Source organism: Cysteiniphilum halobium (assembly GCF_003574425.1).
GTDB lineage: Bacteria > Pseudomonadota > Gammaproteobacteria > Francisellales > Francisellaceae > Caedibacter > Caedibacter halobius.
The window spans coordinates 41,587-65,068 of record NZ_QLIU01000015.1 but is presented as its reverse complement, the minus strand read 5'-3'; the positions used below and the strand labels follow the sequence as shown (position 1 = coordinate 65,068).

Here is a 23,482-nt window from a genome sequence, read left to right as displayed (position 1 = left end):
CTTAACTAACTCCAGTTATTAATTACTTAAAAAGTGAAAAGGTGAAAAGTAATATGGTCATAGAGGCTTCGACTTACGCTCAGCCAACGCTTATGCAATCAACGTGGGCAGGAATATGGTCATAGCCTACTAGTTTCATCAATACATATTACCTGTTTGAATATCCCAAAGTTGTGCATATTTCCCTTTTAGATTTAGTAATTCTTGATGTGTACCGCTTTCAATAATTTGTCCTTGATCCATCACATGAATGATATCGGCATGGCGAATCGTTGATAGTCGGTGCGCAATAATAATGGTTGTTTTGGATTTGGATATTTTGTTTAAAGCGCGCTGTATGGCAAGCTCGGTTTCATTATCTACTGCAGAAGTTGCCTCATCCAAAATCAAAATTGGTGCATCTTTTAAAACTGCTCGTGCAATACAAATGCGTTGTTTCTGACCGCCAGATAATAATAAACCGCGTTGTCCGACATCGGTATTGTAACCGTTGGGTAATTGCATAACAAATTCATGCAGCCCTGCAACTTTAGCTGCATGTATAATTGCTTCACTATTAGCGTCAAAAGAGCCATAAGCGATATTTTCTCTAATGCTGCCGTCAAAGAGGAAGCTATCCTGACTCACTAACGCGATCTGTTGGCGCCATGATGATAAATCAAAGCTCTGAATATTATGAGTACCATATTTTAAAGTGCCAGATTGTGGTATATAAAACTGACACATAAGCTTAATCAATGTGCTTTTTCCTGAGCCTGATTCGCCAACAAATGCAGTGGTTTGTTGTGCATTGATGCATAGACTTAAATCTTGATACACAGGCACATTATTCTCATAGCCAAAAGTGACGTGATCAAGAGTAATATCTTGATGGTTTGTTATAAGTTTTGATGGAGATACTTTGTTATGTAAGTCCTCTATTGACCAAGTCAATAAATTGAGCACGCGTGTTGTTGATGCCATTACGCGTTGATAATCAACCGTTACCACGGCAAGGTTATTGAAAGGCCATAATAAACGTTGTGATAAAAAAATCAGCATACTAAAGGTGCCGACATTCATTTGTCCATGAAATGTTTGATAACCACCAATAAGTAATGTAAATAAAAAGCCAGTTAATACAAACATGCGAATAACAGGTGTGACCATTGAGCTAATTTGGATGGTCTTGCGATTAGCCGCTTGATAATTGGCACTGACTTTTTCAATGCGTTGTGCTTCATAGTCTTCGGTTGTATAGCTTTTGATGGTTAAGAGATTAAGTAGATTACGTTGTAGATCACCACTTATTTCGGCGGCCTTTTGGCGTACTTCCAAAAACCTGGGCGCTAAACGATGTTGGAAATAAAATGCACCAACGATAATGCAAGGAATAGGCACAATGGCAAGTAGTGTAATTAATGGTGAAGCAAATAAGAATACGATACCAATAAAAATGGTCGAAACGATAATTTGCACGATTTGATTAACACCATCTTCTAAAAATCTTTCCATTTGGTTGATATCATCATTAATCGTTGAAATCATTTGTCCTGTTGAGGTTGATTCAATTTGTTGAACATTGGCTTTTTGAATATGTCCGTAGACGTCAGTACGCAGTTTATGTTCAATATTTTGTGCAAGATTACGCCATTTTAGGCTGTATAAATACTGGAAATATGACTCACATGCCCAGATAAAGAAAGTAAGTAATCCCAAAATCAACAATTGTGAGAATAGGGAGTTTATACCTGTTATTTGCGCAATCCATGAACCTTGTTTGGATACAACCATATTGACAGCAACACCTAAGAGAATCTCAGGGAAAATATCAAAAAGCTTGTTAAGTGTTGAGTATAAGAGTGCTAAAAGATAATCTTTGCGATAGCCGCGCATATAGCTTAATAATCGCAATAATGGGTACTTGCTTGTTGATAAATAAGTATTAGATTTCAATGATTGATCGCATTTAGGGATGAACATATAAGCATTATCCTGAAATACAATAAATCCTCAAGCTATACCGTTTGTAAATTATGTTGTAATGGGTATATGTAGTTGTGATTGAATTTATAGGAAGTATCAAGCAATAAAACCTGTAAAATACTTGGCGATAAGTATAGAATAAGTTGTATTTCCATTGACTATAAAACAAAATTACAATAATGATTTCTGATGAAAAATTCCAAGAGTTCTGCGCTTATCTGAGTGATATCCACACAAGTTTGCAGTCTAACCAGCGGGGAAAAGTTGCCAGCTATATTCCTGAGCTTAAAAAAGTTGATCCCGATCAGTTTGCTATTTCCGTGTGTACGGTTGATGGCAAAAAATTTAGTGTTGGTGATTTTAAGTCACGCTTTTGCATGCAATCAATGGTGAAACCTGTGCTATATGCATTGTCATTAGAAGAAAATGGATTGAGTCATGTGCATAAGCATATTGGGCGTGAGCCAAGTGGTAAGAACTTTAATGAGCTAACATTAAATGATGAAGGCTTGCCACATAATCCAATGATTAATGCAGGCGCAATTATGTCGTGCTCAATGATTAAGCGTAAATCAAATCCAGCTGATCGTTTTAATCATATTATGCAAGCACTTTGTAAATTGGCAGATAGCCAAAAGATCACCTTTAATAATGCGGTGTATAACTCGGAAAAAGAAACAGCAGATCGCAATTATGCATTGGGTTATTTTATGCGTGAACATAAAGCTTTCCCAAAAAATACGGATCTGCACCGCACATTGAATTTATATTTTCAGGCTTGTTCCATTGAGCTTAATAGTGAGATTTTAGCCGCTATTGCAGCAAGCTTTGCTAATGCCGGCAGCTGTGCTGTAAATAAGCAAGAAGTCTTTAAACCAGAGACGGTCAAAAATTGTTTATCATTAATGTATTCATGTGGCATGTATGATTACTCTGGTGAATGGGCATTTTCGATTGGACTGCCTGCTAAAAGTGGGGTTTCAGGCGGGATTTATGTCGTTGTTCCCGATTTAATGGGTATTGCGATTTACTCGCCACGATTGGATAAACATGGTAATTCATTTAAAGCAATAGAGGTATGTAAACGCCTTGTTGAGCGTTATAGTATTCATAATTACGACAGCATTTTGCGCTGTCAAAACAAAATTAACTTATTCTCAGTAAACTAAGCATTATCGATTAAACCTATAGTAGCTAGGTGTATTTTCTCCAATCCCTAATTGTCAAACTGTTACTTAACACCTAGAATAAACCAACTAACGGCCGCCAGGAGCAAGATATGCCACAAGATACGATAGCTAAAATTAAAGAAATTCTTAAAGACACAAATAAATTAAATTTTGATGATACTAAACGTATGTCTGAGTTGTTAGATCAACTGCAAACTGAGCTGGAATCGTTGCCAGAGAGTGAAAAAGTACAAGCACTTGAGATTGCTACTTTGACCAAAAAAAAGGTAGAAATGAGTAAATTGCAAGATCCTAAAGAGTCTGATTTTAGCGATCTTGAACAGGCGATTATTGAGTATGAAGTAAGTCATCCCAAGCTTACACATACCTTGCGCTCTATCTGTAATTTACTATCAAGTATTGGGATCTAATGTGCATGACTGAAAATGAGCGCCAAAATGCAATACTGAAACATTTGGCCATTACGCGTTGGTATGCTAAAAATAATACCTATAATGAGGGAAGTTCATCAGCAAATCAAGCACATGCTAATAAACTCAGTGTGATTTTGTCGTCTTTAGCGCAAAAAAGTCATGCGACAGCGTTTATAAATGCGATGTTTTCACAGTTTGTGGTATGCTTTGTTGAAAAAGATCAAACACAAACAGAAAAAAATATAGCCTCAAGTGCGATAATTCTCTATGATGAAAACTTGACGCTAGAAACCTTATTAGATCAAAGTTTGCATGATAAGTGCTATGCACTTAAGCTTGATGAGCTCAATCGTGCAGAAGTAAAAAAACAAACCATGATGAATCTTTATGCAATATCAGATTTTGCCATTAGGTGAAAGCCATTTACCACAAATGATGGATATTGAGCGTGAGGTATTTGAATACCCATGGTCAGCATCACAGATGAAAGACAGCATTTTATCTGCACATACAGAAGCCTGGGGGTTGTTTGATCTGAATCAGCATTTGATCGCTTTTGCTGTAATTTCAGTTATTTTTGATGAAGCAGAAATTCTCAATTTTTCAGTGGCAAGATCCTATCAGCATCAAGGATTTGGGCAAAAGTTATTAGCTTATCTAATGAATCATTTATCCTATAAGCAGATCGAGAAGTTGTTTTTAGAGGTTAGAGTTACCAATATCCCTGCAATAAGCATCTATAGAAAATACGGCTTTGAAGAGATCTCAATACGTAAGAACTATTATCGGTTAGGTAATAAGTATGAGGATGCTTTGGTGCTGCAAGCGACTTTACAAGTCAAACACTCAACGCATTATTTTTAAAAATTAACTGGTGTTATGCACTTTAGAAAAGGCTATGATTTTATAAACACCCCGTCAGCTTACAGCTGCCACCCCTCTTGAAAAGAGCGGAATTGGGCGACGGTGATCTTAATTCCTCTCTTTCCAAGGGGAGTGCTTAAGCTTGCGATGTGGGGTGTTGAAATAGAAAAAGTGTGTAGCCTCAGAAATTAACAAATTTAGGAGGGCATTGTATGAACTATCAAGAGGTTTTAGACTTTTGGTTTAAAGAGCTAACTGCAAAAGACTGGTTTGCAAAGAGTGATGCATTAGATCAAAGCATTAAAGATCGATTTTTGGCAGTTCACAAAGCAGCATCTCGTGGTGAGTTGTTTGCATGGCGCGAAACAGCACAGGGGCGTTTGGCAGAGATTATTGTGTTAGATCAATTCTCGCGCAATATTTTTAGAAATACAAAAGAGGCCTTTGCTTATGATTCATTGGCTTTAGTGTTAGCACAAGAGTTGGTGCTATTGAAGTTGGATCAAACATTAAGTGATAGTGAGCGTTCATTTGCATATTTGCCCTATATGCATAGCGAATCAAAGCTTGTCCATCAACAGGCGTTGGCACTTTATACTGAGTTAGGCAATAGTAGCAATTTAGAGTATGAAATAGCGCATAAAGCGATTATTGACCGCTTTGGACGTTATCCTCATCGCAATGCGCAATTAGGTCGAATCTCTGGCGATGAGGAGAAGGCGTTTTTGCTCGAGCATGCCGGTTTTTAATTTAAAACATAAATTTGCAAAACTCTCAATCTCAATAATTGTGATCTGTTGCATATTTGTATATGCTTATCGGTCGATATGTCTTTTAAAATGTAGTATTTGTGGTTTAAGGGTAAAAGGATAAAAAATGCGTAGTCATTATAGCTCAGAAGTAAATGAGTCTCTGGTAGATAAAACTGTTGAAATATGTGGATGGGTGCACCGCCGTCGTGACCATGGTGGAGTGATTTTCTTAGATGTTCGTGATCGTACGGGGCTTGTGCAATTGGTCTATGAACCAGAAAATGCAGCTGTTTTTGAACAGGCAGATCATGTGCGCCATGAATATGTAATCAAAGCCAAAGGCCTTGTTAAACTTCGTCCTCATGGCCAGGAAAATAATAATTTAGCCAGTGGTAAAATTGAGATTATTGGGCAAAGTTTGGAGCTTATTAATCGCGCTAAGACTATCCCATTTCAATTAGATGAGCATCAACATGTTGGTGAAGATGTGCGTTTGAAATATCGTTATATCGATCTAAGACGACCTGAGATTCAAAATCGTTTGATTCAGCGTGCGCATATTTCACAATTTGTACGTCAATATTTAAATGCGCACGGATTTTTGGATATTGAAACCCCATTTTTAACTAAGGCAACACCGGAAGGTGCGCGTGACTATCTCGTGCCAAGCAGAAATCATCACGGTAAATTTTATGCATTACCGCAATCTCCACAGTTGTTTAAACAGCTGCTGATGGTCTCAGGCTTTGATCGTTATTATCAAATTGTTAAATGTTTTCGTGATGAAGATTTGCGTGCTGATAGACAACCTGAATTTACTCAGATTGATATCGAGGCATCATTTATCGATGAAAGCACATTAATGCACTTGATGGAAGATATGATTCGTGGTTTATTTAAAGAAACAGCAGATGCAGATTTCCCATCACAATTTCCAGTGATTAGCTATGCAAAAGCAATGTCTAAATATGGTTCAGATAAGCCTGATTTGCGTATTCCACTGCACTTTGTTGATGTTAAACACATTATGCAGAATGAAGAGTTTAAGGTGTTTTCAGCACCTGCCAATGATGAAAAATCGCGTGTGATTGCTATGCGCCTAGCGAATGGCAACGCACTATTGACACGCAAAATGCTTGATGATTATACCAAGTTTGTGGGTATTTATGGTGCTAAAGGTTTAGCATATATCAAGGTTAATGAGATGGCAAAAGGCAAAGAAGGGTTGCAATCACCAATTGTCAAAAATCTCTCAGATGAGGCGTTGACACAAGTTCTTGAAGCAACAAATGCCAAAGATGGTGATATTATTTTCTTTGGTGCGGGCAAAGCGAATATTGTTAATGATTCTATGGGGGCGCTACGCGTTAAAATTGGTGAAGATTTGAAGCTACACACCAAAACATGGGCGCCGTTATGGGTCGTTGATTTCCCGATGTTTGAAGAGGCAGATGGCAGGTTATATGCGCTACATCATCCGTTTACTGCGCCAAAAGTTGATCACGTTAATGAGCTTAAAGCGCATCCAGAAAAAGCCCTATCTCGCGCCTATGACATGGTCATCAATGGTTATGAAGTCGGTGGTGGTTCGATTCGTATTCATGATCAAAAAATGCAGCAAACGGTATTTGAATTATTAGGAATTAACGAAGAAGAAGCCAAAGAGAAGTTTAGCTTTTTATTGGATGCTTTACAGTATGGCGCTCCGATTCATGGTGGCATTGCTTTTGGCTTAGATCGCTTAACGATGTTGATCACTCAGACAACAAATATTCGTGATGTGATTGCTTTTCCTAAGACGCAAACAGCCAGTTGCTTGATGACAGAAGCCCCTACAGCAGTTGCTAATGAGCAATTGCAAGAGCTTGCGATTAGAACAGTTATCACTGAGAAAGTAAACTAAGTGTATTTTTTTATCAAGTCATCTACCATGAGCCCCGTGGTAGCTTTGGTATATTTTTATAAACAAACAAGGAAACAATATGTCTGAACATTTACAGCGCATCGCCGATGCCTATATTCTCGAGCAACGTCGCGCACGTCGTTGGCGTATATTTTGGCGCTTTTGCTGGTTAATCGTTGCCATTATCATCATTGGGCTTTTGATTAAAAGTTTTAGCAGTAAGCCAATTAACAATGAAAATCATATTGCTTTAGTCAAGATCGATGGTGTGATTGCCGATGATAGCAATGCCAATGCAATGCGGATTAATGATAGCTTAGATGCAGCATATAGAAATAAAAATACCAAAGCTGTGATCGTACAGATCAATAGTCCAGGCGGCTCTCCAGTGCAATCGGATGACATTTACGCGCATATGCGTTATTTGCAAAATAAATATCCAAAGATTCCATTATATGCCGTGTGTGTCGATATTTGTGCTTCAGGTGGCTATTATATTGCATCGGGTGCTAAAGATATTTATGCCAACAAAATGACGATTACCGGCTCGATTGGTGTTAGAGCAGGAGGCTTTGGTTTCGTTGATTTATTAAAGAAAATTGGCGTTGAACGTAGATTATACACAGCGGGCAAAGACAAAGGGTTTTTAGATCCATTTGAGCCGCAAAGTGCCTCGCAAGTATCGGAAATGGAAGCAATGCTTACTGAAACACATCAAGTATTTATTGATGCGGTTAAAGCAGGGCGTGGTGATCGACTTGATAAAAAACAAGAAGATAAAATATTCTCAGGCATGCCATTTTCAGGTATTCAGGCGAAAAATTACGGGCTTATTGATGGGTTTGCGTCAGTTGATAGTTTGCAACGTGAGAAATTTAATCACATGAAAGTGGTTAATTTTACCAAGCCACTGAGTGTTTTTGATCAGATTAGCCAAAAACTAGGAACTGAAGTCATGTATCAAGCGGCTGAAGCCAGTGGCTTGAAGCTGCAATAGGCTATGCCAAATAACCAAGTGCACGTTTGATAATGTACTCCGGCACATTTTTATATTCAGAAAAATAAATTTGACTTACTTCAGTTGGATTTTGTTGATAAACATAGACACTTGGTGAGTGAGTTACACCTGCGGCTTTTGCTAGAACATTATTATCTTTAATCTCTTGATCAACCATCTCTTTAAGGTCAATTGTTTCATTAATATTTAAATTGGTCATTAAATCAGACAAGGCATTTTGATCAATAACCTTGTCTGATTTAATCAAACTATGGAGCTCATACAAAAATTGTTGCATGAGCTCCACCCCGCCCACAGTGTAAGTGAAAGCCAAATAATGTGATGCCTCAGGGTTTTGTGTTGTGCTAATGGGGTAGATGTTTATTTTGATGTCTTTATTGTTTGTAAGTGTTAGTAGCGAGTTTATATTTTCTAAACAGGCAACTTTTGAGTAATCACAGAATTGCGTAATGACTTGACGTGCATCTGGGTTGCCAAGTGTAATCCTAGGCGATTTGTCAAAGTTTAAGTTTTTATGAATAAGTACATTAGCTTGGTAACGTGAAAAAGCATGCATGTCACAAACTTCTTCGCCAGCTTTATGTTCGGCTTTGGCAAGGCTTATACATAACATTGTGCTTAAAAATAGAGTTAACTTTTTCATGTATTTATCCAGATTGTTTTGATATCTGGCAGTGTATGAGATCACTTAAAAAAAGACAAAGCTAAAAATATTATAGGGGTATTAGCGTTTTAAATAATTGGCTCAAATAAGTTTAATAGATCATTTTCACTGAGTTTGAAATCAGTTTGTCCGTCTTTGTTATACAGTCCACTGGCAAGATCTGCTTTTTTCTGCTGAAGTTTAAGAATTTTTTCTTCAACACTATCCTTTGCAATGAGTTTGTATACGGTAACAGGTTTATCTTGACCAATACGATAGGCACGGTCAGTTGCTTGCGCTTCAACTGCTGGATTCCACCATGGGTCAAAATGGATAACAGTGTCAGCTGCGACAAGGTTGAGCCCCGTGCCCCCGGCTTTTAAACTGATTAAAAAGACACTGATATCAGATTTTTCGCTGAAATCATCAATGAGTTTTTGGCGATTTTTGGTTTGTCCGGTCAGTTGCACATATTGAATCTTATGTTTGCTTAGTTCAAGTGCAATTAAGTCAAGCATCTCAACAAATTGTGAGAATACCAGTACCTTACGATTTTCGGCAGCAAGCTCAGTAAGCATCTCTAATAAATAATCAAGCTTAGCTGATTCATGCACTTTTTTAGCACTATCTAGTTTCACTAATTGTGGATGACAGCAGGATTGGCGTAGTTTTAGAAGTGCATCAAGAATATGAATGTGACTCTTGGCAAGGCCTTGCTTTTTCAATAGTTCGCGTACCTTTTTTTCCATCGTCATGCGTACACTTTCATATAATTGTTTTTGAGTGTTGGGTAATTCAATAATCTCAATTGATTCAGTTTTTTCAGGCAAATCTTTAGCAACTAAGGCTTTAGTTCGCCGAAGCATAAAGGGCGAGATACGACTCTTTAAGACATTTAAACGGTCGGTATCTTGATGTTTCTCGATAGGGTTCTTAAAGTGTTTGCGAAACTGACTATCATTGCCCAAAAAACCGGGCATTAAGAAGTTAAACTGTGACCACAGCTCACCTAGATGATTTTCAAGTGGTGTACCAGTTAAGCAAAAGCGATATTTAGCAGAAAGGGTAAAGATGCTTTGCGCTTGCTTGGTTTTAGCATTTTTAATCGTCTGTGCCTCATCTAAAATAAGTGCGCTATAGTTGTTGCTACGATGAATTTTTTCATCCTTTAAGACTAACGGGTAGCTAGTCACGACAATGTCGTAGTTAAGTAATGTATCGTAATGCGTAATACGCTCGGAGCCATGTAATAGTAAAATCTTGAGTTTTGGCGTGAATTTCTCAGCTTCTCTGATCCAATTGCCAACAACTGAAGTGGGGGCAATGATTAAACTTGTGCCAAAATCTTTATCATTGTCGTGTTGTAACTGAATCCAGGTAAGTGTTTGCAGGGTTTTGCCAAGCCCCATATCATCAGCCAATAAGCCGGCCATTCCATGTTTGGATAGGAAATCCATCCAGCTAACCCCATAGCGCTGATAGTCGCGTAAGGTGGCTTGGACTGCCTTTGGTGTATTTAATAGAGGTAAGTTTGTAGTGTCTTTAAGTGAGTCGACAAAACGCTTTAAAGCATTGGCCTTACTGTAATCAATAGCACCACTTTTGCCAAGCTGTTCCTCAAGACTCATCAAAGCACCAATCTGGTATTTTGAGAATTTTAAGGTGTCACCACGTTCATCATTTAATTCAAACAATGAGTTAATTACCGGTTCAATAATGCTGTAATCAATTTTTAAACGGTGATTTTTATCGACAATGGCAACAAGGTCATGCTCTTCTTTGTTGAGCCCTTTTTGTAGGTATTGCATGATTAATGGCTGCAGATCGATGGTATTGCCGTTGTGATTGACATTAAGATGCACGTTAAACCAATCATTTTGCGCTCCTTCTTCGATGCCAATGTCAATATTATCAGCAACAATATAGTGATGTGCAAAGTCATCATCAAACTCAACCTGCCAGCCTAATCGTTTAAAGTCTTCAAGATCTTCAAGATAAAAAGTCTCCCATTGATCTTCAGGTGAAAAATAAGGATTAGCATTTAGAATATAGCTCTCACCAAAAGGCTTTTGCGTTTGATTGCCATAGCCAAAGTAAGCACGCCTTGATTTATCAAAACCAAAAGCAGCTAGTGTTTCAAGTTTAGCTTTTTCAAATTTTAAGTCTTTTTCAATCAAGCGACCATTATGTTCAATAATGTGAGTGTCGCTTTCATGTGGCTCAAAGCGTGTGCCATCATATTCGAAGCTGACCTCAGCAAAGAAACCATAATGTGGCCAATCAATCGATGAGCCCTTACTAAAATGCGCAATTGCCTTAGGGGTAATCTTTTCGGTTTTAAGTTTTTTGACTTCACTGGGGAATTTTATCTGTTTAGCAAGTGTTGACTTCTCAATCGTATAGCGCACAAATGACATGTCATCTTTAGAGATATCCTTAAGTGTATTTAACAGCAGTAACTGATTGCCTGGAATGTCACTTATGATCTGTCCCATTTTATTGCCATCAATGTAAAAGGCCGGTGTTGTTGGAATGATTTTGGCATTTGTTTTACCGTTAATTTGTGCATTAAAACGAAATTTGCCATTCACCTCACTCCAATCAATATCAAGCTTTACATTTGGTGCCAAGGTACAATGTTTACCCATGATGATGTCGCCAATAAAAAAGCGCTCAGTTGCAATTAGCAGTTTTAAGAAATGTGCGCCATATTCTCCCGTTAAGCTCGGTAAATGTACTACGTAACGATTAACCTGCGTTTGTAGGTATTTAAATATTTCAAGGTCTTTGATATCAGCGCAATCGGGATATTTAGCATAACCGGTAACAATATTGCCAAGATTAGTACTTTGCGGTTTACCGTAGCCTGCGCCACTTTTTAAAATGCGCACATAGCTTGCTTCTATTTTATAAGAAAGTTGTTGATTCTCTTTAAAAGCGACAAGTTGGTAGACAATCACCAAATTAGAGGGTGCTTTTCCCTGAGATAATAGTGTGCTTTTCTCAAGGCGTATATTGTCATGAAATTGACGCTCAAAGGCGGTTTTGTCGAAGTTAGATGCGGGGACTTTAGTTTTTTTTGTTGGTTGCGCGCTAAGAGATTTTGTTGCTGCAACTGGAGTAAGTGCATCGGGCTCTTTTAAACGCTCAGCTAATGATTTATTAAAGATAAACAGTACAGCATAAATATGCTTACAAAAGTAGCTAACAGGGCATGAGCACTCAGCATCAAGAACGCTTGAAAGTGTTTTTGCTTGTGGGTTCACATCAACAAAAATACTCTGTGAATAAGCTTCCTTGCCAGAGCCAAAAACCTCGCTCTTAATGACAAAATTAATGCCATCATCGGATGTTGCTTGCAATGATTTGATCGAGTATTGATTACAATAGGCATGTCCACGCGAAATGGTTGCCTTAGTAAAGTCTTCGGTAATGCTTTTAGGTAAGATGCTTGAAGATAAGCGCATAAATTTTTGTCAAAAGAAAATAAATTGCACCAGTATACCTGAGGCAAAAGTACTAAGACAAACAAGTTTTTGGCAATAACTATACTTTGTGTTTAGGAATATCGTATAAATTCATTGTTTGATAAACCCGCGTTTAGTCAAGAGCTGATCTAAAGCATTGGCAAAGGCATTGATATTGCTATTTGAGAATGCCTTGGTTTTTGTCTCAACTAATCCGGCGTCACGCAGTTCAGTGAAAAAATTACGCATGGCATAAGTTTGTGAAATATTTGCTTTGGTATATTGCTTGCCATGAGGTGTAATTACCATTGCATCGCGATCAGTAACTTCTTTGGCTAGCGGAATATCTGCAGTAATCACTAGATCACATGTTTCAACCTTATGAGCAATATAGTTATCAGCAACATCAAAGCCTTTGTCGACACAGCGCATTTTGATAAAAGGCGATGGCGGGTGTGTCAGCGGCTGATTAGCAACGAAAATGCACATAACCTTGCGTTGGTGCGCTGCTTTATAAAGCACTTCTTTGACTGCCTTAGGACAAGCATCGGCATCGATATAAATAATCATACTAGGACAAAATAATTCTGAATATAGTCGACTAACTGAGCCTGCTGGATAACTACTTGCTCCTTATCTTCACGTAAGAATTTAACCACACAGGTATTATTGTTTATCTCATCTTCGGCAATGACTAATGCTAATGCAGCTCCTGACTTATCCGCTTTTTTAAATTGTGATTTAAAGCTGCCTAATGAGGTGTTTTGTTCAAGAGTTAAATGAGGCAATGACTTGCGTAATTTTTCAATGATTGGCATGGCTTTAAAGATAGATAACTCGTCACTAATCACATAAATATTCGCCTGTTGTGTTGATTCAGGAATAAGTTGAAGTGTCTCTAGGAGTAAAATAATGCGTTCAATACCCATAGCAAAACCAACAGCAGGTGTTTCAGGGCCTTGTAAGTCACTGACCAGTGAGTCATAACGCCCACCGGCGCAAATGGTGCCTTGAGCGCCTAATTTATCTGTAACCCATTCAAATACGGTATTGCAGTAGTAATCGATGCCACGTACTAGACGTGTGTTGACTCTATAGGGAATATTCAATGCACTTAGATAATTAATGAGTGTGTTAAAGTCTTGCTTAATCTCTTCGTCAATAAAATCATGCAGATCCGGCGCATTATCCAAAAGTTGCTGGGTATTTTCATTCTTACTGTCAAGAATGCGTAGTGGGTTTTTGCCTAATCTACGCTGTGAATCTTCATCTAATTGATCTTTAAGTGGTGTCAGATAATTAACTAATGCCTTGACATAATTAGAGCGGTTTTGTGTGCTGCCTAAGTTATTAAGCTCAAGTGTGACATGCGTGTTAAGTCCCAAGGCTTGCCATAATTGCCATGATAGGCTTAGAACTTCTGCATCTTGGGCAATGTGATTGTTGCCATACACCTCAACACCCAGTTGATAAAACTGACGATATCTCCCTTTTTGAGGGCGCTCGTAACGAAACATCGCACCTGTGTACCAAACCTTTTGGATTTGATTGCGTAAAAGTCCATGCTCAATCATCGCACGAACGCAACCGGCTGTCCCTTCAGGTCTTAAGGTAAGCGCTTCATTATTGCGATCGCTAAAATCATACGTCTCTTTTTCAACAATATCCGTGCCTGCACCAACGCCACGATGGAATAACTCACTTTTTTCAATGATGGGCAGGCGAATCTCTTGGTAACCATAATTGTGTAAAGTTTGTTTTATGGCACTTTCAAAAAAATGCCATTTATAAATATCACGTGGTAAAATATCATTCATGCCACGCACGGCTTGGATTTTAGACATTAAGATGATTCCGTATTCATTAACTTAAAGAAGTAGACGTATTGTATGTAAATTATCTTTAGATGGAAAGAATTGCGTATGGCTAAATAGTTGCATTAATCGATGCTTGTTAAGATGAAAGTGAGTATGCGTTGTTCATATCCAAAAGTTGGATATGAATCGTTAAACGCGAATTTTGGCAGTTGCTGGTTCTTTATATTTGATTAGTAATATAATGGCAATTAAATAAAACACTGCAATCATGGTGCCTAAGAGAATCAGGTTGGCATGCATTAAATTTGCAAATACAAGGGATAATGCGACAATTAGGTCAATAGTAAGCCCATAGATTGACGAAGCGACAGCACTGTGATTTTTATCAATGAGCAAAAATGCCATAGTTGATGTATTAACGCTAACAAGTGCTGAGGAAAAACCAAATAAAATCGCACTAAGACCAATGAAGTAAATAGCATAATGTGCTGGGAAAAAATAGGCGCTGATGAACAATATGCCACTTAGTACCGCAACAAAAGAGAAAGCATAAGCGCTTTGCTCATAACTGATGAGCCCATTAAGCCAACGAATATTGATGAAGCGTGCTAAGGCACCAAAGAAGATCAGTAAAAAAGATAACCAACCATAAACAATGGTATTAAATCCAAGTGTTGTAATCACGATATAAGGCGTACAGATATAAAAAACCGACATGCCAGCCCATGCGATAGAAGTGATATAGCAGTAGCTTAAAAACTGCGTGTTGCTAACGATGCTAAAGAATTTCTTGCGACTTGAGGTCTTGATTTCAGTGATGGTCGTCGGGATTTCTTTAAAGTAGATGGCTACCAAGATAAGGGTTAATAGTGTGACTAAGACAACACCATTAAAAACCCACTCCCAACCACCGTAATAGACAATGTAGCCACCGATAAAACCAGCTATTGAGGGCGCTAAATAGAATAAAAGAGTCAAACTTTGCCATGTCTTAACATAGGTGTTGTCGCTTAGTATATCCTTGGGCAAAGCAACAGCGATAATATATAAGCCCGATGCGCCAATACCTTGTAAGATGCGCCCGATATAAAAGACAAAAATATGCTGCGATAACAAGCAAATAATACTGCCAATAATGACGATTAAACAATAAAGTATCAGCGTTTTTTTGCGCCCAAAACGATCACTGATAAGCCCAGCAGGTATTGCAAAAATGGCACCGGCAATGACAAATAAGGTTAATGTTAATTGGCTTTGCCCAATATTCACTGCAAAGTCATTTTGTAGCAAGGGGAGTGCTGAGATATACATATCATAGGCGCATACATACACGCCAACGAGGAAAATAGCAAAAAAGTAAACGTATTTTTCGGGCTTCATGTCAGTTTTTAGGCAGTGTTTTTTGCTAGTATATACTGCCTTTGAAGTGTTTTATATCATTTAAACCAAGCTTAGGTTGTAATATACAAGGTGCTTGTGAAGTTTGTCTTAAGCCTAACTAAGCTGTTAATAATGAGCGTACTCTCATATACTCTATATGTCTGACTTTGTTATGTGGTAGGTAAAAAGTAGTTATCACACCAATAATAACCAAAGTATAAATAAAGTAAATTAAGCCATATGATGGTGACAGGTTAACGAATATATCTGCAAACATTGGTGCAAATCCAGAGATTGAAACTCCTATGCCGTAAGCAATTGAACAGCCGGAAGCTCGTACGTTTTTTGGGAAAAGTTCAGAATATAAAGGTGTTGCAACTCCTTGAAGCAAAGATACAAGTGCTGTTATTAAAACGGTAGCTGCAATAATAAGCATATAATTTTCTGAGTTGAATAATAGCATTGCTGGTACTGATAATACCATCAATAACATAAGACATGCGTTGAGTGACTTTTTCCTTCCCCAATAGTCAGAAAAAAGTCCCGACAGGGGAACCATAATGCATATTAAACCAAGTGCTAAACTATTAATGCTTAAAGCCGCAGCTTGTGTTAATCCGATGTGTTGTGTCATATAAGTAACAAGATAAGTAGCCAAAATGTAAAATAAAGAGGCCGCAACAGCTGAAAGTATAATGACGCAAATAAGGCTTCTTCTGTGGTTGGCCAAAACTGTTTTAATAGGAGAAATTTTAACTTTGTCTTTGTTACCTATAGTGTCTTGATCTACATCTCGCTCTTTTAGAAAGACCTGAGCTATGAGAAGAACAGCACTTATTAAAAAGGGAATTCGCCAAGCATAATCCGATAATGAATGAGGAATTAGCTTAACAACAGTGACACTAACAAAAGCCGCCAGCAGGAATCCGATCACGGATACTGAGTATGCAATACCTATATTTAAACCTTTTAAGCGATAGTCATCGTCTTCAGTCGTAATTGTTAATAGATTGCCAAATTGACCGCCAGCGGATAAGCCTTGCAACATCCTGAGTAAAACCAATAATACAGGTGCCATAACACCTATTGTTGACACCCCTGGTAAAAACGCCATTCCTATTGTTGCCAATCCCATCATAGCAATAGAAAGATTCATTGCGTAATGACGACCAACTTTATCGCCTAAATGCCCAAAAACAAAAGCGCCTACAGGTCGAGCTAAGAAACCAGCACCAAACACTGCAAAAGTCGCTAACAGTGAAATAACAGGACTTGAGCTAGGAAAAAACGTTGCTGCTATTGCTACTGCAAAATACCCATACAAACTGAAATCATACCATTCGATAACATTACCCAGTGAAATCTTCAATAATCTTAGTGTTTTATAAAACATAACTAATATTAAATTTTGAGGAGCATTCCTCAAGATAAAATAACATCTCCATAGTGATTGATCGTTGTTTTTACCCTAACATTATTGAAAGTAGTTTGTCAAATTCAGGAAATTGCTAGGCCAGAAGAGCCACTTAATTTAAGAAATTGGGCGCAAGGATTTAAAAAGACAGTAGCAGCTAAGAGGTTACTCAAAGCAATTGACAAAGAACCAAAGCATGTTTTGCTGGCATAGTTGCAGTAAGATATCAAACTGCTATTAATGAGTTTATGCATTATATGCTAGAGAATCTTATTTCTGTGCTTTGGTGACTATGGTATAATTTGCGCCAGTTTTTAGAATATTTAAAGCGTTTATATCTTTATGACAACACAATTTGCCAATGAAGTTTTTCCGGTTAATATCGAGCAAGAGTTAAAACAATCATATCTTGATTATGCGATGAGCGTCATTGTCGGGCGTGCGCTTCCTGATGTGCGTGATGGTTTAAAGCCTGTGCATCGACGTGTTCTTTTTGCAATGAAAGAATTGGGGAATGATTTTAATAAGCCCTATAAGAAATCAGCGCGTGTTGTCGGTGATGTTATTGGTAAATATCATCCGCATGGTGACACGGCAGTTTATGATACGATTGTGCGTATGGCGCAGCCGTTTTCACTGCGTTATATGCTTGTTGATGGTCAGGGTAACTTCGGTTCGGTTGATGGCGACTCACCTGCGGCAATGCGTTATACCGAAGTGCGTATGTCAAAGATGGCACATTCACTACTAATCGATATCGATAAAGAAACAGTTAACTTCTCGCCAAACTATGATGAAACCGAGATGATTCCAGATGTGCTACCAACGCGCATCCCCAATCTATTGGTCAATGGCTCATCGGGCATTGCGGTGGGGATGGCAACAAATATTCCACCACACAATTTAAATGAAGTGATTGATGGCGTGATTGCACTCATTGAAAATCCTGATTTGAGCATTGAAGAATTGATGGAATATATTCCAGGACCTGATTTTCCAACAGGTGCTTATATTAATGGTCGCGCGGGTATTGTTGATGCCTATAAAACAGGGCGTGGTCGCGTTATTATGCGCGCCAAAGCATCAATTGAAACCGATAAGAAAACTGATCGTGAGCAGATTATCGTTACTGAAATTCCGTATCAGGTCAATAAAGCGCGGTTGATTGAGAAAATTGCTGAGTTGGTTAAAGACAAAAAAATCGAAGGTATTTCTGAGTTGCGTGATGAGTCGGATAAAGATGGTATGCGTATCGTCATCGATGTCAAACGTGGTGAAGTGCCTGAAGTGCTGTTAAATAATCTATATGCGCAAACACAAATGCAGTTAAGCTTCGGTGTCAATATGGTTGCCTTGGTTGACAATCAGCCGAAACTGTTAAATTTAAAAGAAGTGATTGAAGCGTTTATTCGACATCGTAAAGAAGTGGTAACACGACGCACTATTTTTGAATTGCGCAAAGCCCGCGAACGGGCGCATATTTTGGAAGGTTTGGCAATTGCTTTATCCAATATCGATGAAATGATTGCTTTGATTAAAGCGTCTAAAACACCTGCTGAAGCCAAGGAAGCATTATTAGCCCGTTCATGGTCTGGTAAGCTTGTCGCGCAAATGCTTGAAGGGGTTGATCAAGGGCTTTATCGCATTGATGGTTTAGCGTCACATTATGGTCTACACAACGATGAATACTTTCTATCGCAGGCGCAGGTTGATGCAATTTTAGAGCTTCGCTTGCATCGCTTGACAGGTCTGGAGCAAGATAAGATTCTCGATGAGTTTAAAGCACTACTTGTACGGATTGAAGAGCTAATTGCGATTTTAAAAGATATTAAGCGTTTGCTGGAGGTAATCTGTGAAGAACTTCAAGAGGTTAAAGCACAGTTTGGCGATGCACGGCGCTCAGAAATTATCGCCTCTCAACTTGATTTAGGTTATGAAGATCTTATTACCGAAGAGTCTATGGTGGTCACACTTTCATATGATGGTTATGTTAAAGCACAGCCATTAAAAGATTATAATGCACAAAAGCGCGGTGGGCGTGGTAAATCTTCGACACAAATGAAATCAGAAGACTTTGTTTATAAACTGCAAATTGCTTCGACACATGACACGATGTTGTGTTTCTCAAGTGCTGGTAAAATCTACTGGAGTAAAGTCTATGAATTTCCACAAGCAGGGCGTGCGGCAAAAGGTAAACCGATCAACAATGTCTTGCCACTTGAACAAGGTGAACGCATTACTGCAATGCTTGCGATCTCTGAATATACAGAAGGTTGGAATGTCTTTATGGCAACCAAGCAAGCCACAGTTAAAAAAGTTGATTTAACAGCATTCTCACGCCCACGCAAGGGAGGTATTTATGCCTTGACACTTGATGAGGGAGATGAGTTATTGCATGTGCATTTAACCAATGGCCAACAAGAGATTATGATGTTTTCAGATGCTGGTAAAGCCATTCGTTTTAATGAAGAAGACGTGCGCGCAATGGGTAGAACAGCGCGTGGTGTTCGTGGAATGCGCATTCAAGAAGACCAATGTATCGTTGGTGTGATTGTTACTGATCCGGATCAAGGTGTTGTGTTAACAGCAACTGAAAATGGCTATGGTAAACGCACACCAGTTGCCGAATATCGTAAGACTGCGCGCGGCTCGCAAGGTGTTATTTCGATCTCGACATCAGATCGCAATGGTCGGGTGGTTGCAGCGGGTCTAGTTGAAGATGCTGATGATATTATGTTAATGACTGATCAAGGCGTTTTGATTAGAACACGTGTCTCAGAGGTGCGTGAGACAGGTCGTTCAGCGCAAGGCGTTAAGTTGATTAACTTAAAATCCGATGAAAAGCTCGTCTCGGTACAGGTTGTAGGTGAAGATGATTCAGAAGAAGATTTGGATGATGATATGCCAGCGAGTCAAACAAATGATTTGTCAATAGATGATAATGTATTGGATGAAAATAAGCAGAATAACGAAGATGACAGTAAACTGGAGTAATCCGTGAAGGTCATAACAATTTTGGGGGCGACAGGGTCAATTGGAGTTAACACGCTAGAGATCATTCGCGATAATCGTACTGATTTTCAAGTTTATGCATTGACTGCGCATCGTAATATCACACTGTTATATCAACAATGTCTCGAATTTACACCGCGTTATGCTGTGGTTGCTGATGAGCACTTAGCAAATGAGCTTAGCAATAATCTTAAAGCCTCGAATAGTCAGACGGCAGTACTATATGGCAAAGAGGCGCTTATTTCGGTGGCAAGTGCTGACATGGTAGATATGGTTATGGCAGCTATTGTTGGTATTGCTGGGCTTCAACCAACTTTAGCTGCAGTGAACAAAGGCAAAACCATTCTTTTAGCAAATAAAGAAGCGCTGGTAACCGCGGGCGAGATTTTTATGCGTGCAGCGCAACAATCCAGTGCAATGATTTTACCTGTGGATAGTGAGCATAATGCTATTTTTCAATGTCTACCCGATCAACATAAGTACTATGATCAACAGGGGGTCTCTAGAGTTATTCTGACGGCTTCAGGTGGACCTTTTCGAGAAAAGTCTTTGGGTGAGCTTAAAGACATCACACCGGATGAAGCATGTGCACATCCAAACTGGCAGATGGGGCGCAAGATATCGGTGGATTCATCAACGATGATGAATAAAGCGCTAGAAGTGATTGAAGCTTATTGGCTGTTTCAGGTGCCAAGTGAGAAAATTGAAGTGTTGATTCATCCGCAAAGCATCGTGCATTCAATGGTTGAATATCATGATGGCAGTTTTATCGCACAGATGGGCTCACCAGATATGAAAACACCGATTGCTTATGCAATGTATTATCCACAAAGGCATAAGGTTAATGTGCCAAAACTTGATTTTGCAGCTAAGCCACTGAGCTTCAATGCGTTAGATGGTCAGCGTTTTGCGGTTATTCCGTTGGTATATGATATGCTAAAACGCCAAGATTATGCGGCAACAATTGTGTTAAACGCTGCCAATGAAGTGCTTGTCGAGGCTTTTTTGGCGGAAAAAATACAATATTTGGAAATAATCAAGTATATTGAACGCGTTTTGCAAGAATTGAAATTTGATAAACCTGAAACCATTGATGATGTCATAGCGATTGATTTAAAGGCACGTATGCATGTTTCAGTAATTTTAAATGCAGATAAAGATTGAATAAAATAATTAAAATGAAGGAAGATTAGCTTGAGCTTGTCATTGAAAAAAACACTGTTACTCACGCTCTTAGGGGCTATACCTTTTGCTGGCACCTATGCACAAAATAGCTTTGTTGCCAAAAATATAAAAGTTGAAGGTTTAGAGCGTATCTCAAAAGAAACTGTACTAAATGATTTAGGTATTTACACAGGGGAAACGGTGGATGCGGCAGAAACAAATAAGGCAATTAAATCGCTTTATAGCAGTGGCTTTTTTAAAAATGTGCAGCTATATCAAGATGGCAATACCTTGATTGTGCAATTGGCAGAGCGTCCAGCGATTAGCGCGGTTGATTTTGATGGTAATGATAAGATCAAAAACGATGATATGAAGAAAGTCTTACGCGAAGCGGGGCTTGATGTCGGTAATATTGCTAATCCTGAGATTTTATTTCAAGTTAAGCAGTCGCTTTTAATGCAATATGCGCTGATGGGGTATTACTCAACGACGGTTGATATACAAGAGATCAAAGAAGCACGCAATCGTGTTGCTATAAAAATTAATATTGCCGAGGGCAAAACCGCAACAGTCAGACGCATTAATGTCATTGGCAATAAAGCGTTTTCACAAAGCGAGTTGATTGATAATATCACTTTTAAAACACCTTCGATTTGGAACTTGTGGGGACTGTTTACCTCAAAGGCAGATTATTCGCCAAGCAATATGCAGTCTTCTACTGAAGATCTAAGTAATTACTATATGAATAATGGCTATTTGGATTTTAAAGTGACATCACAACAAGCTTCACTTTCACCGAATAAAGAAAATGCATTTATCGCATTTGATGTTAGTGAAGGTGAGATATACAAAGTATCTAAGGTATCATTAGAAGGTAAATTTGTTATTCCAAAAGCCGATCTTGAAAAACTGATCAATTTTAAAGCCGGCGACACATTCTCACGTCAAAAAGTACTTGATAGTGCTAAAGCAATTACTCAAGCCTTAGGAAATAAGGGCTATGCCTTTGCTAATGTCAATCCTGTACCTAATGTGAATAAAGATAATAAGACTGTGGCACTGACGTTTTATATTGATCCAGGTAAAAAAGTTTATATTAATCGGATTAATTTCTTGGGTAATAACGTCACCAATGATTACGTCTATCGTCGTCAGATGCAGTACTTTGAATCTGGTGTTTACAATCAGTCAATGATTGATCAATCAAAGATTAAACTGCAAAGAATGCCATTTGTTCAAGATGTAACGGTTAAAAAAGTCCCAGTTCCTGGTTCAGATGATTTGGTTAACATGGATTACAATATTAAAGAAAGAAGTGCTAATACAATCAGTGGTAGTATTGGTTATTCACAACTTTATAACTTTATGATTGGAGGTAACTTATCATTACCAAATATTCAAGGAACTGGTAATCAGTTCTCAATTGGCGCTAATTTGTCAAGCGTCTATCAAAGCTTAAATATGTCGTATACTGATCCATATTTTACGCAATCAGGCATTAGTCAAACAATCAGTACGTATTTATCGCGTACCGATTATAATAATACATCGATTGCAAGCTATCGTTTAAATCAGTATGGTGCTAATTTAGGCTATAGTATTCCTACCTCAGCCTTTGATTCAATTAGTCTTGGTGGTGGTGTTGATCACACCCAGGTATTGCAACCTGGTGGCGGTAAATCGAGCATTTTGGATTGGTTTGTTAATGATCAAAATGGTGGTGAAAACTCATTTAATACCTTTACCATCAACTTAGGTTGGAATCATAATTCAACAAATCGTGCATTCTTCCCAACAGAAGGCTCGACCTTAGGTTTAAATGGTACTGTGTCTGTGCCGGGAATTAGTGATTTGCAGTGGTATAAAGTCACAGGTTCTGCGGGCTTTTTCCATCCGATTATCGGTGATGTGATACTTTCTGTTAAAGGTGGAGTAGGTTATGGTAATGGTTATGGTAAAACTGAATACTTACCATTTTTCCAAAACTTTTATGGTGGTGGTTGGGGCTCAGTCCGCGGTTTTTCCCAAGGAGGTATGGGGCCTTCTGATACCTATACCCCAAATGGTGGAACCGCCGAACAAGGCAATGCAATTGGTGGTAACTTAAATGTATACACTAATGTGGATATCTTATTCCCAATTCCAGGTCTAAAAGACAGTCATAATATGCGTTTGGGCATGTTCTTTGATGCGGGTAATGTCTATGATACATATACCATTCAGTATAAAAATGGTCAGCCTGTATTATGGAACACGCCAGCATCACCAAAATCACCAACTTTCTCAAACTTACGTTATTCGGTGGGTGTGGAATTCCAATGGTTGTCACCATTAGGCGCCATGGCATTTAGCTTGGCAAAAGGTTTAAATGTCAAGCCAGGGGATTCAACGCAAATTTTCCAGTTTACTCTGGGGCAGACGTTTTAATCCTTTAAGTTGATGTGAAGTATGATTACGATTCTAAACTTAGTTAAATGTAA

Annotated in this window: 17 protein-coding genes; 10 read left to right on the top strand and 7 right to left on the bottom strand. The window is 38.5% G+C overall.

Features of this window, described 5'->3' with window-relative positions:
* Positions 1 to 138: 138 nt before the first annotated feature.
* Entirely contained in the window at positions 139 to 1,962 is a 1,824-nt protein-coding gene (locus tag DNK85_RS03735; protein WP_119328239.1) for an ABC transporter ATP-binding protein, read from the bottom strand.
* 182 nt (positions 1,963 to 2,144) lie between these two features.
* Between DNK85_RS03735 and glsA the strand changes: the two genes are divergently transcribed.
* The 7 genes from glsA to DNK85_RS03700 all read left to right on the top strand — a co-directional run bounded on the left by glsA (position 2,145) and on the right by DNK85_RS03700 (position 8,084).
* Positions 2,145 to 3,134: a glutaminase A gene (gene glsA / locus DNK85_RS03730; RefSeq protein ID WP_119328238.1), complete on the top strand. Its 990-nt coding sequence runs from the start codon at positions 2,145 to 2,147 to the stop codon at positions 3,132 to 3,134.
* A 110-nt stretch (positions 3,135 to 3,244) separates the two neighbouring features.
* Positions 3,245 to 3,565, top strand: a complete 321-nt coding sequence (locus DNK85_RS03725; RefSeq protein ID WP_119328237.1) for a DUF4404 family protein — start codon at positions 3,245 to 3,247, stop codon at positions 3,563 to 3,565.
* A gap of 5 nt (positions 3,566 to 3,570) precedes the next feature.
* Complete coding sequence (locus DNK85_RS03720; RefSeq protein WP_162896509.1) at positions 3,571 to 3,984, top strand: hypothetical protein; 414 nt, start codon at positions 3,571 to 3,573, stop codon at positions 3,982 to 3,984.
* On the top strand, positions 3,956 to 4,432 hold the full coding sequence (gene rimI, locus DNK85_RS03715; RefSeq protein ID WP_119328235.1) for a ribosomal protein S18-alanine N-acetyltransferase: 477 nt from the start codon (positions 3,956 to 3,958) through the stop codon (positions 4,430 to 4,432). The genes DNK85_RS03720 and rimI overlap by 29 nt, the downstream gene beginning before the upstream one ends.
* Positions 4,433 to 4,644: 212 nt before the next feature.
* Positions 4,645 to 5,181, top strand: coding sequence for a DUF924 family protein (locus DNK85_RS03710; protein ID WP_119328234.1), 537 nt, complete (start codon positions 4,645 to 4,647; stop codon positions 5,179 to 5,181).
* Positions 5,182 to 5,308: 127 nt separating this feature from the next.
* Complete coding sequence (gene aspS, locus DNK85_RS03705; protein ID WP_119328233.1) at positions 5,309 to 7,087, top strand: aspartate--tRNA ligase; 1,779 nt, start codon at positions 5,309 to 5,311, stop codon at positions 7,085 to 7,087.
* Between the two features lie 79 nt (positions 7,088 to 7,166).
* Positions 7,167 to 8,084 carry a S49 family peptidase gene (locus tag DNK85_RS03700; protein WP_119328232.1) on the top strand — a complete coding sequence of 306 codons (918 nt, stop codon included), beginning with the start codon at positions 7,167 to 7,169 and terminating at the stop codon, positions 8,082 to 8,084.
* 1 nt (position 8,085) lies between these two features.
* Here DNK85_RS03700 and DNK85_RS03695 read toward each other — a convergent pair whose 3' ends face one another.
* The 6 genes from DNK85_RS03695 to DNK85_RS03670 all read right to left on the bottom strand — a co-directional run bounded on the left by DNK85_RS03695 (position 8,086) and on the right by DNK85_RS03670 (position 16,805).
* The gene (locus DNK85_RS03695; RefSeq protein ID WP_119328231.1) at positions 8,086 to 8,748 is read right to left on the bottom strand and encodes a hypothetical protein; all 663 of its coding nucleotides are present in this window, start codon (positions 8,746 to 8,748) and stop codon (positions 8,086 to 8,088) included.
* Between the two features lie 89 nt (positions 8,749 to 8,837).
* Positions 8,838 to 12,215 (bottom strand): DEAD/DEAH box helicase, encoded by a 3,378-nt coding sequence (locus tag DNK85_RS03690; protein WP_119328230.1) that lies wholly within the window; start codon positions 12,213 to 12,215, stop codon positions 8,838 to 8,840.
* Positions 12,216 to 12,326: 111 nt separating this feature from the next.
* Positions 12,327 to 12,785, bottom strand: a complete 459-nt coding sequence (locus tag DNK85_RS03685) for a YaiI/YqxD family protein (RefSeq protein WP_119328229.1) — start codon at positions 12,783 to 12,785, stop codon at positions 12,327 to 12,329.
* Positions 12,782 to 14,059, bottom strand: coding sequence for a histidine--tRNA ligase (hisS, locus tag DNK85_RS03680; protein ID WP_119328228.1), 1,278 nt, complete (start codon positions 14,057 to 14,059; stop codon positions 12,782 to 12,784). Before hisS ends, DNK85_RS03685 begins: the two co-directional genes overlap by 4 nt.
* Before the next feature lie 162 nt (positions 14,060 to 14,221).
* Positions 14,222 to 15,412, bottom strand: coding sequence for an MFS transporter (locus DNK85_RS03675; protein WP_119328227.1), 1,191 nt, complete (start codon positions 15,410 to 15,412; stop codon positions 14,222 to 14,224).
* A gap of 118 nt (positions 15,413 to 15,530) precedes the next feature.
* Positions 15,531 to 16,805: an MFS transporter gene (locus tag DNK85_RS03670; protein ID WP_119328226.1), complete on the bottom strand. Its 1,275-nt coding sequence runs from the start codon at positions 16,803 to 16,805 to the stop codon at positions 15,531 to 15,533.
* 363 nt (positions 16,806 to 17,168) lie between these two features.
* Here DNK85_RS03670 and gyrA point away from each other — a divergent pair, with 363 nt between their 5' ends.
* From gyrA to bamA, 3 genes are read left to right on the top strand one after another with little or no spacing between them, the layout of a single operon-like run.
* Positions 17,169 to 19,820 carry a DNA gyrase subunit A gene (gene gyrA / locus DNK85_RS03665; RefSeq protein WP_119328225.1) on the top strand — a complete coding sequence of 884 codons (2,652 nt, stop codon included), beginning with the start codon at positions 17,169 to 17,171 and terminating at the stop codon, positions 19,818 to 19,820.
* A 3-nt stretch (positions 19,821 to 19,823) separates the two neighbouring features.
* A complete protein-coding gene (ispC, locus tag DNK85_RS03660; protein ID WP_119328224.1) occupies positions 19,824 to 21,002 on the top strand; it encodes a 1-deoxy-D-xylulose-5-phosphate reductoisomerase in 1,179 nt (392 codons plus the stop codon).
* A 30-nt stretch (positions 21,003 to 21,032) separates the two neighbouring features.
* On the top strand, positions 21,033 to 23,429 hold the full coding sequence (gene bamA / locus DNK85_RS03655; RefSeq protein ID WP_162896508.1) for an outer membrane protein assembly factor BamA: 2,397 nt from the start codon (positions 21,033 to 21,035) through the stop codon (positions 23,427 to 23,429).
* Positions 23,430 to 23,482 lie beyond the last annotated feature (53 nt).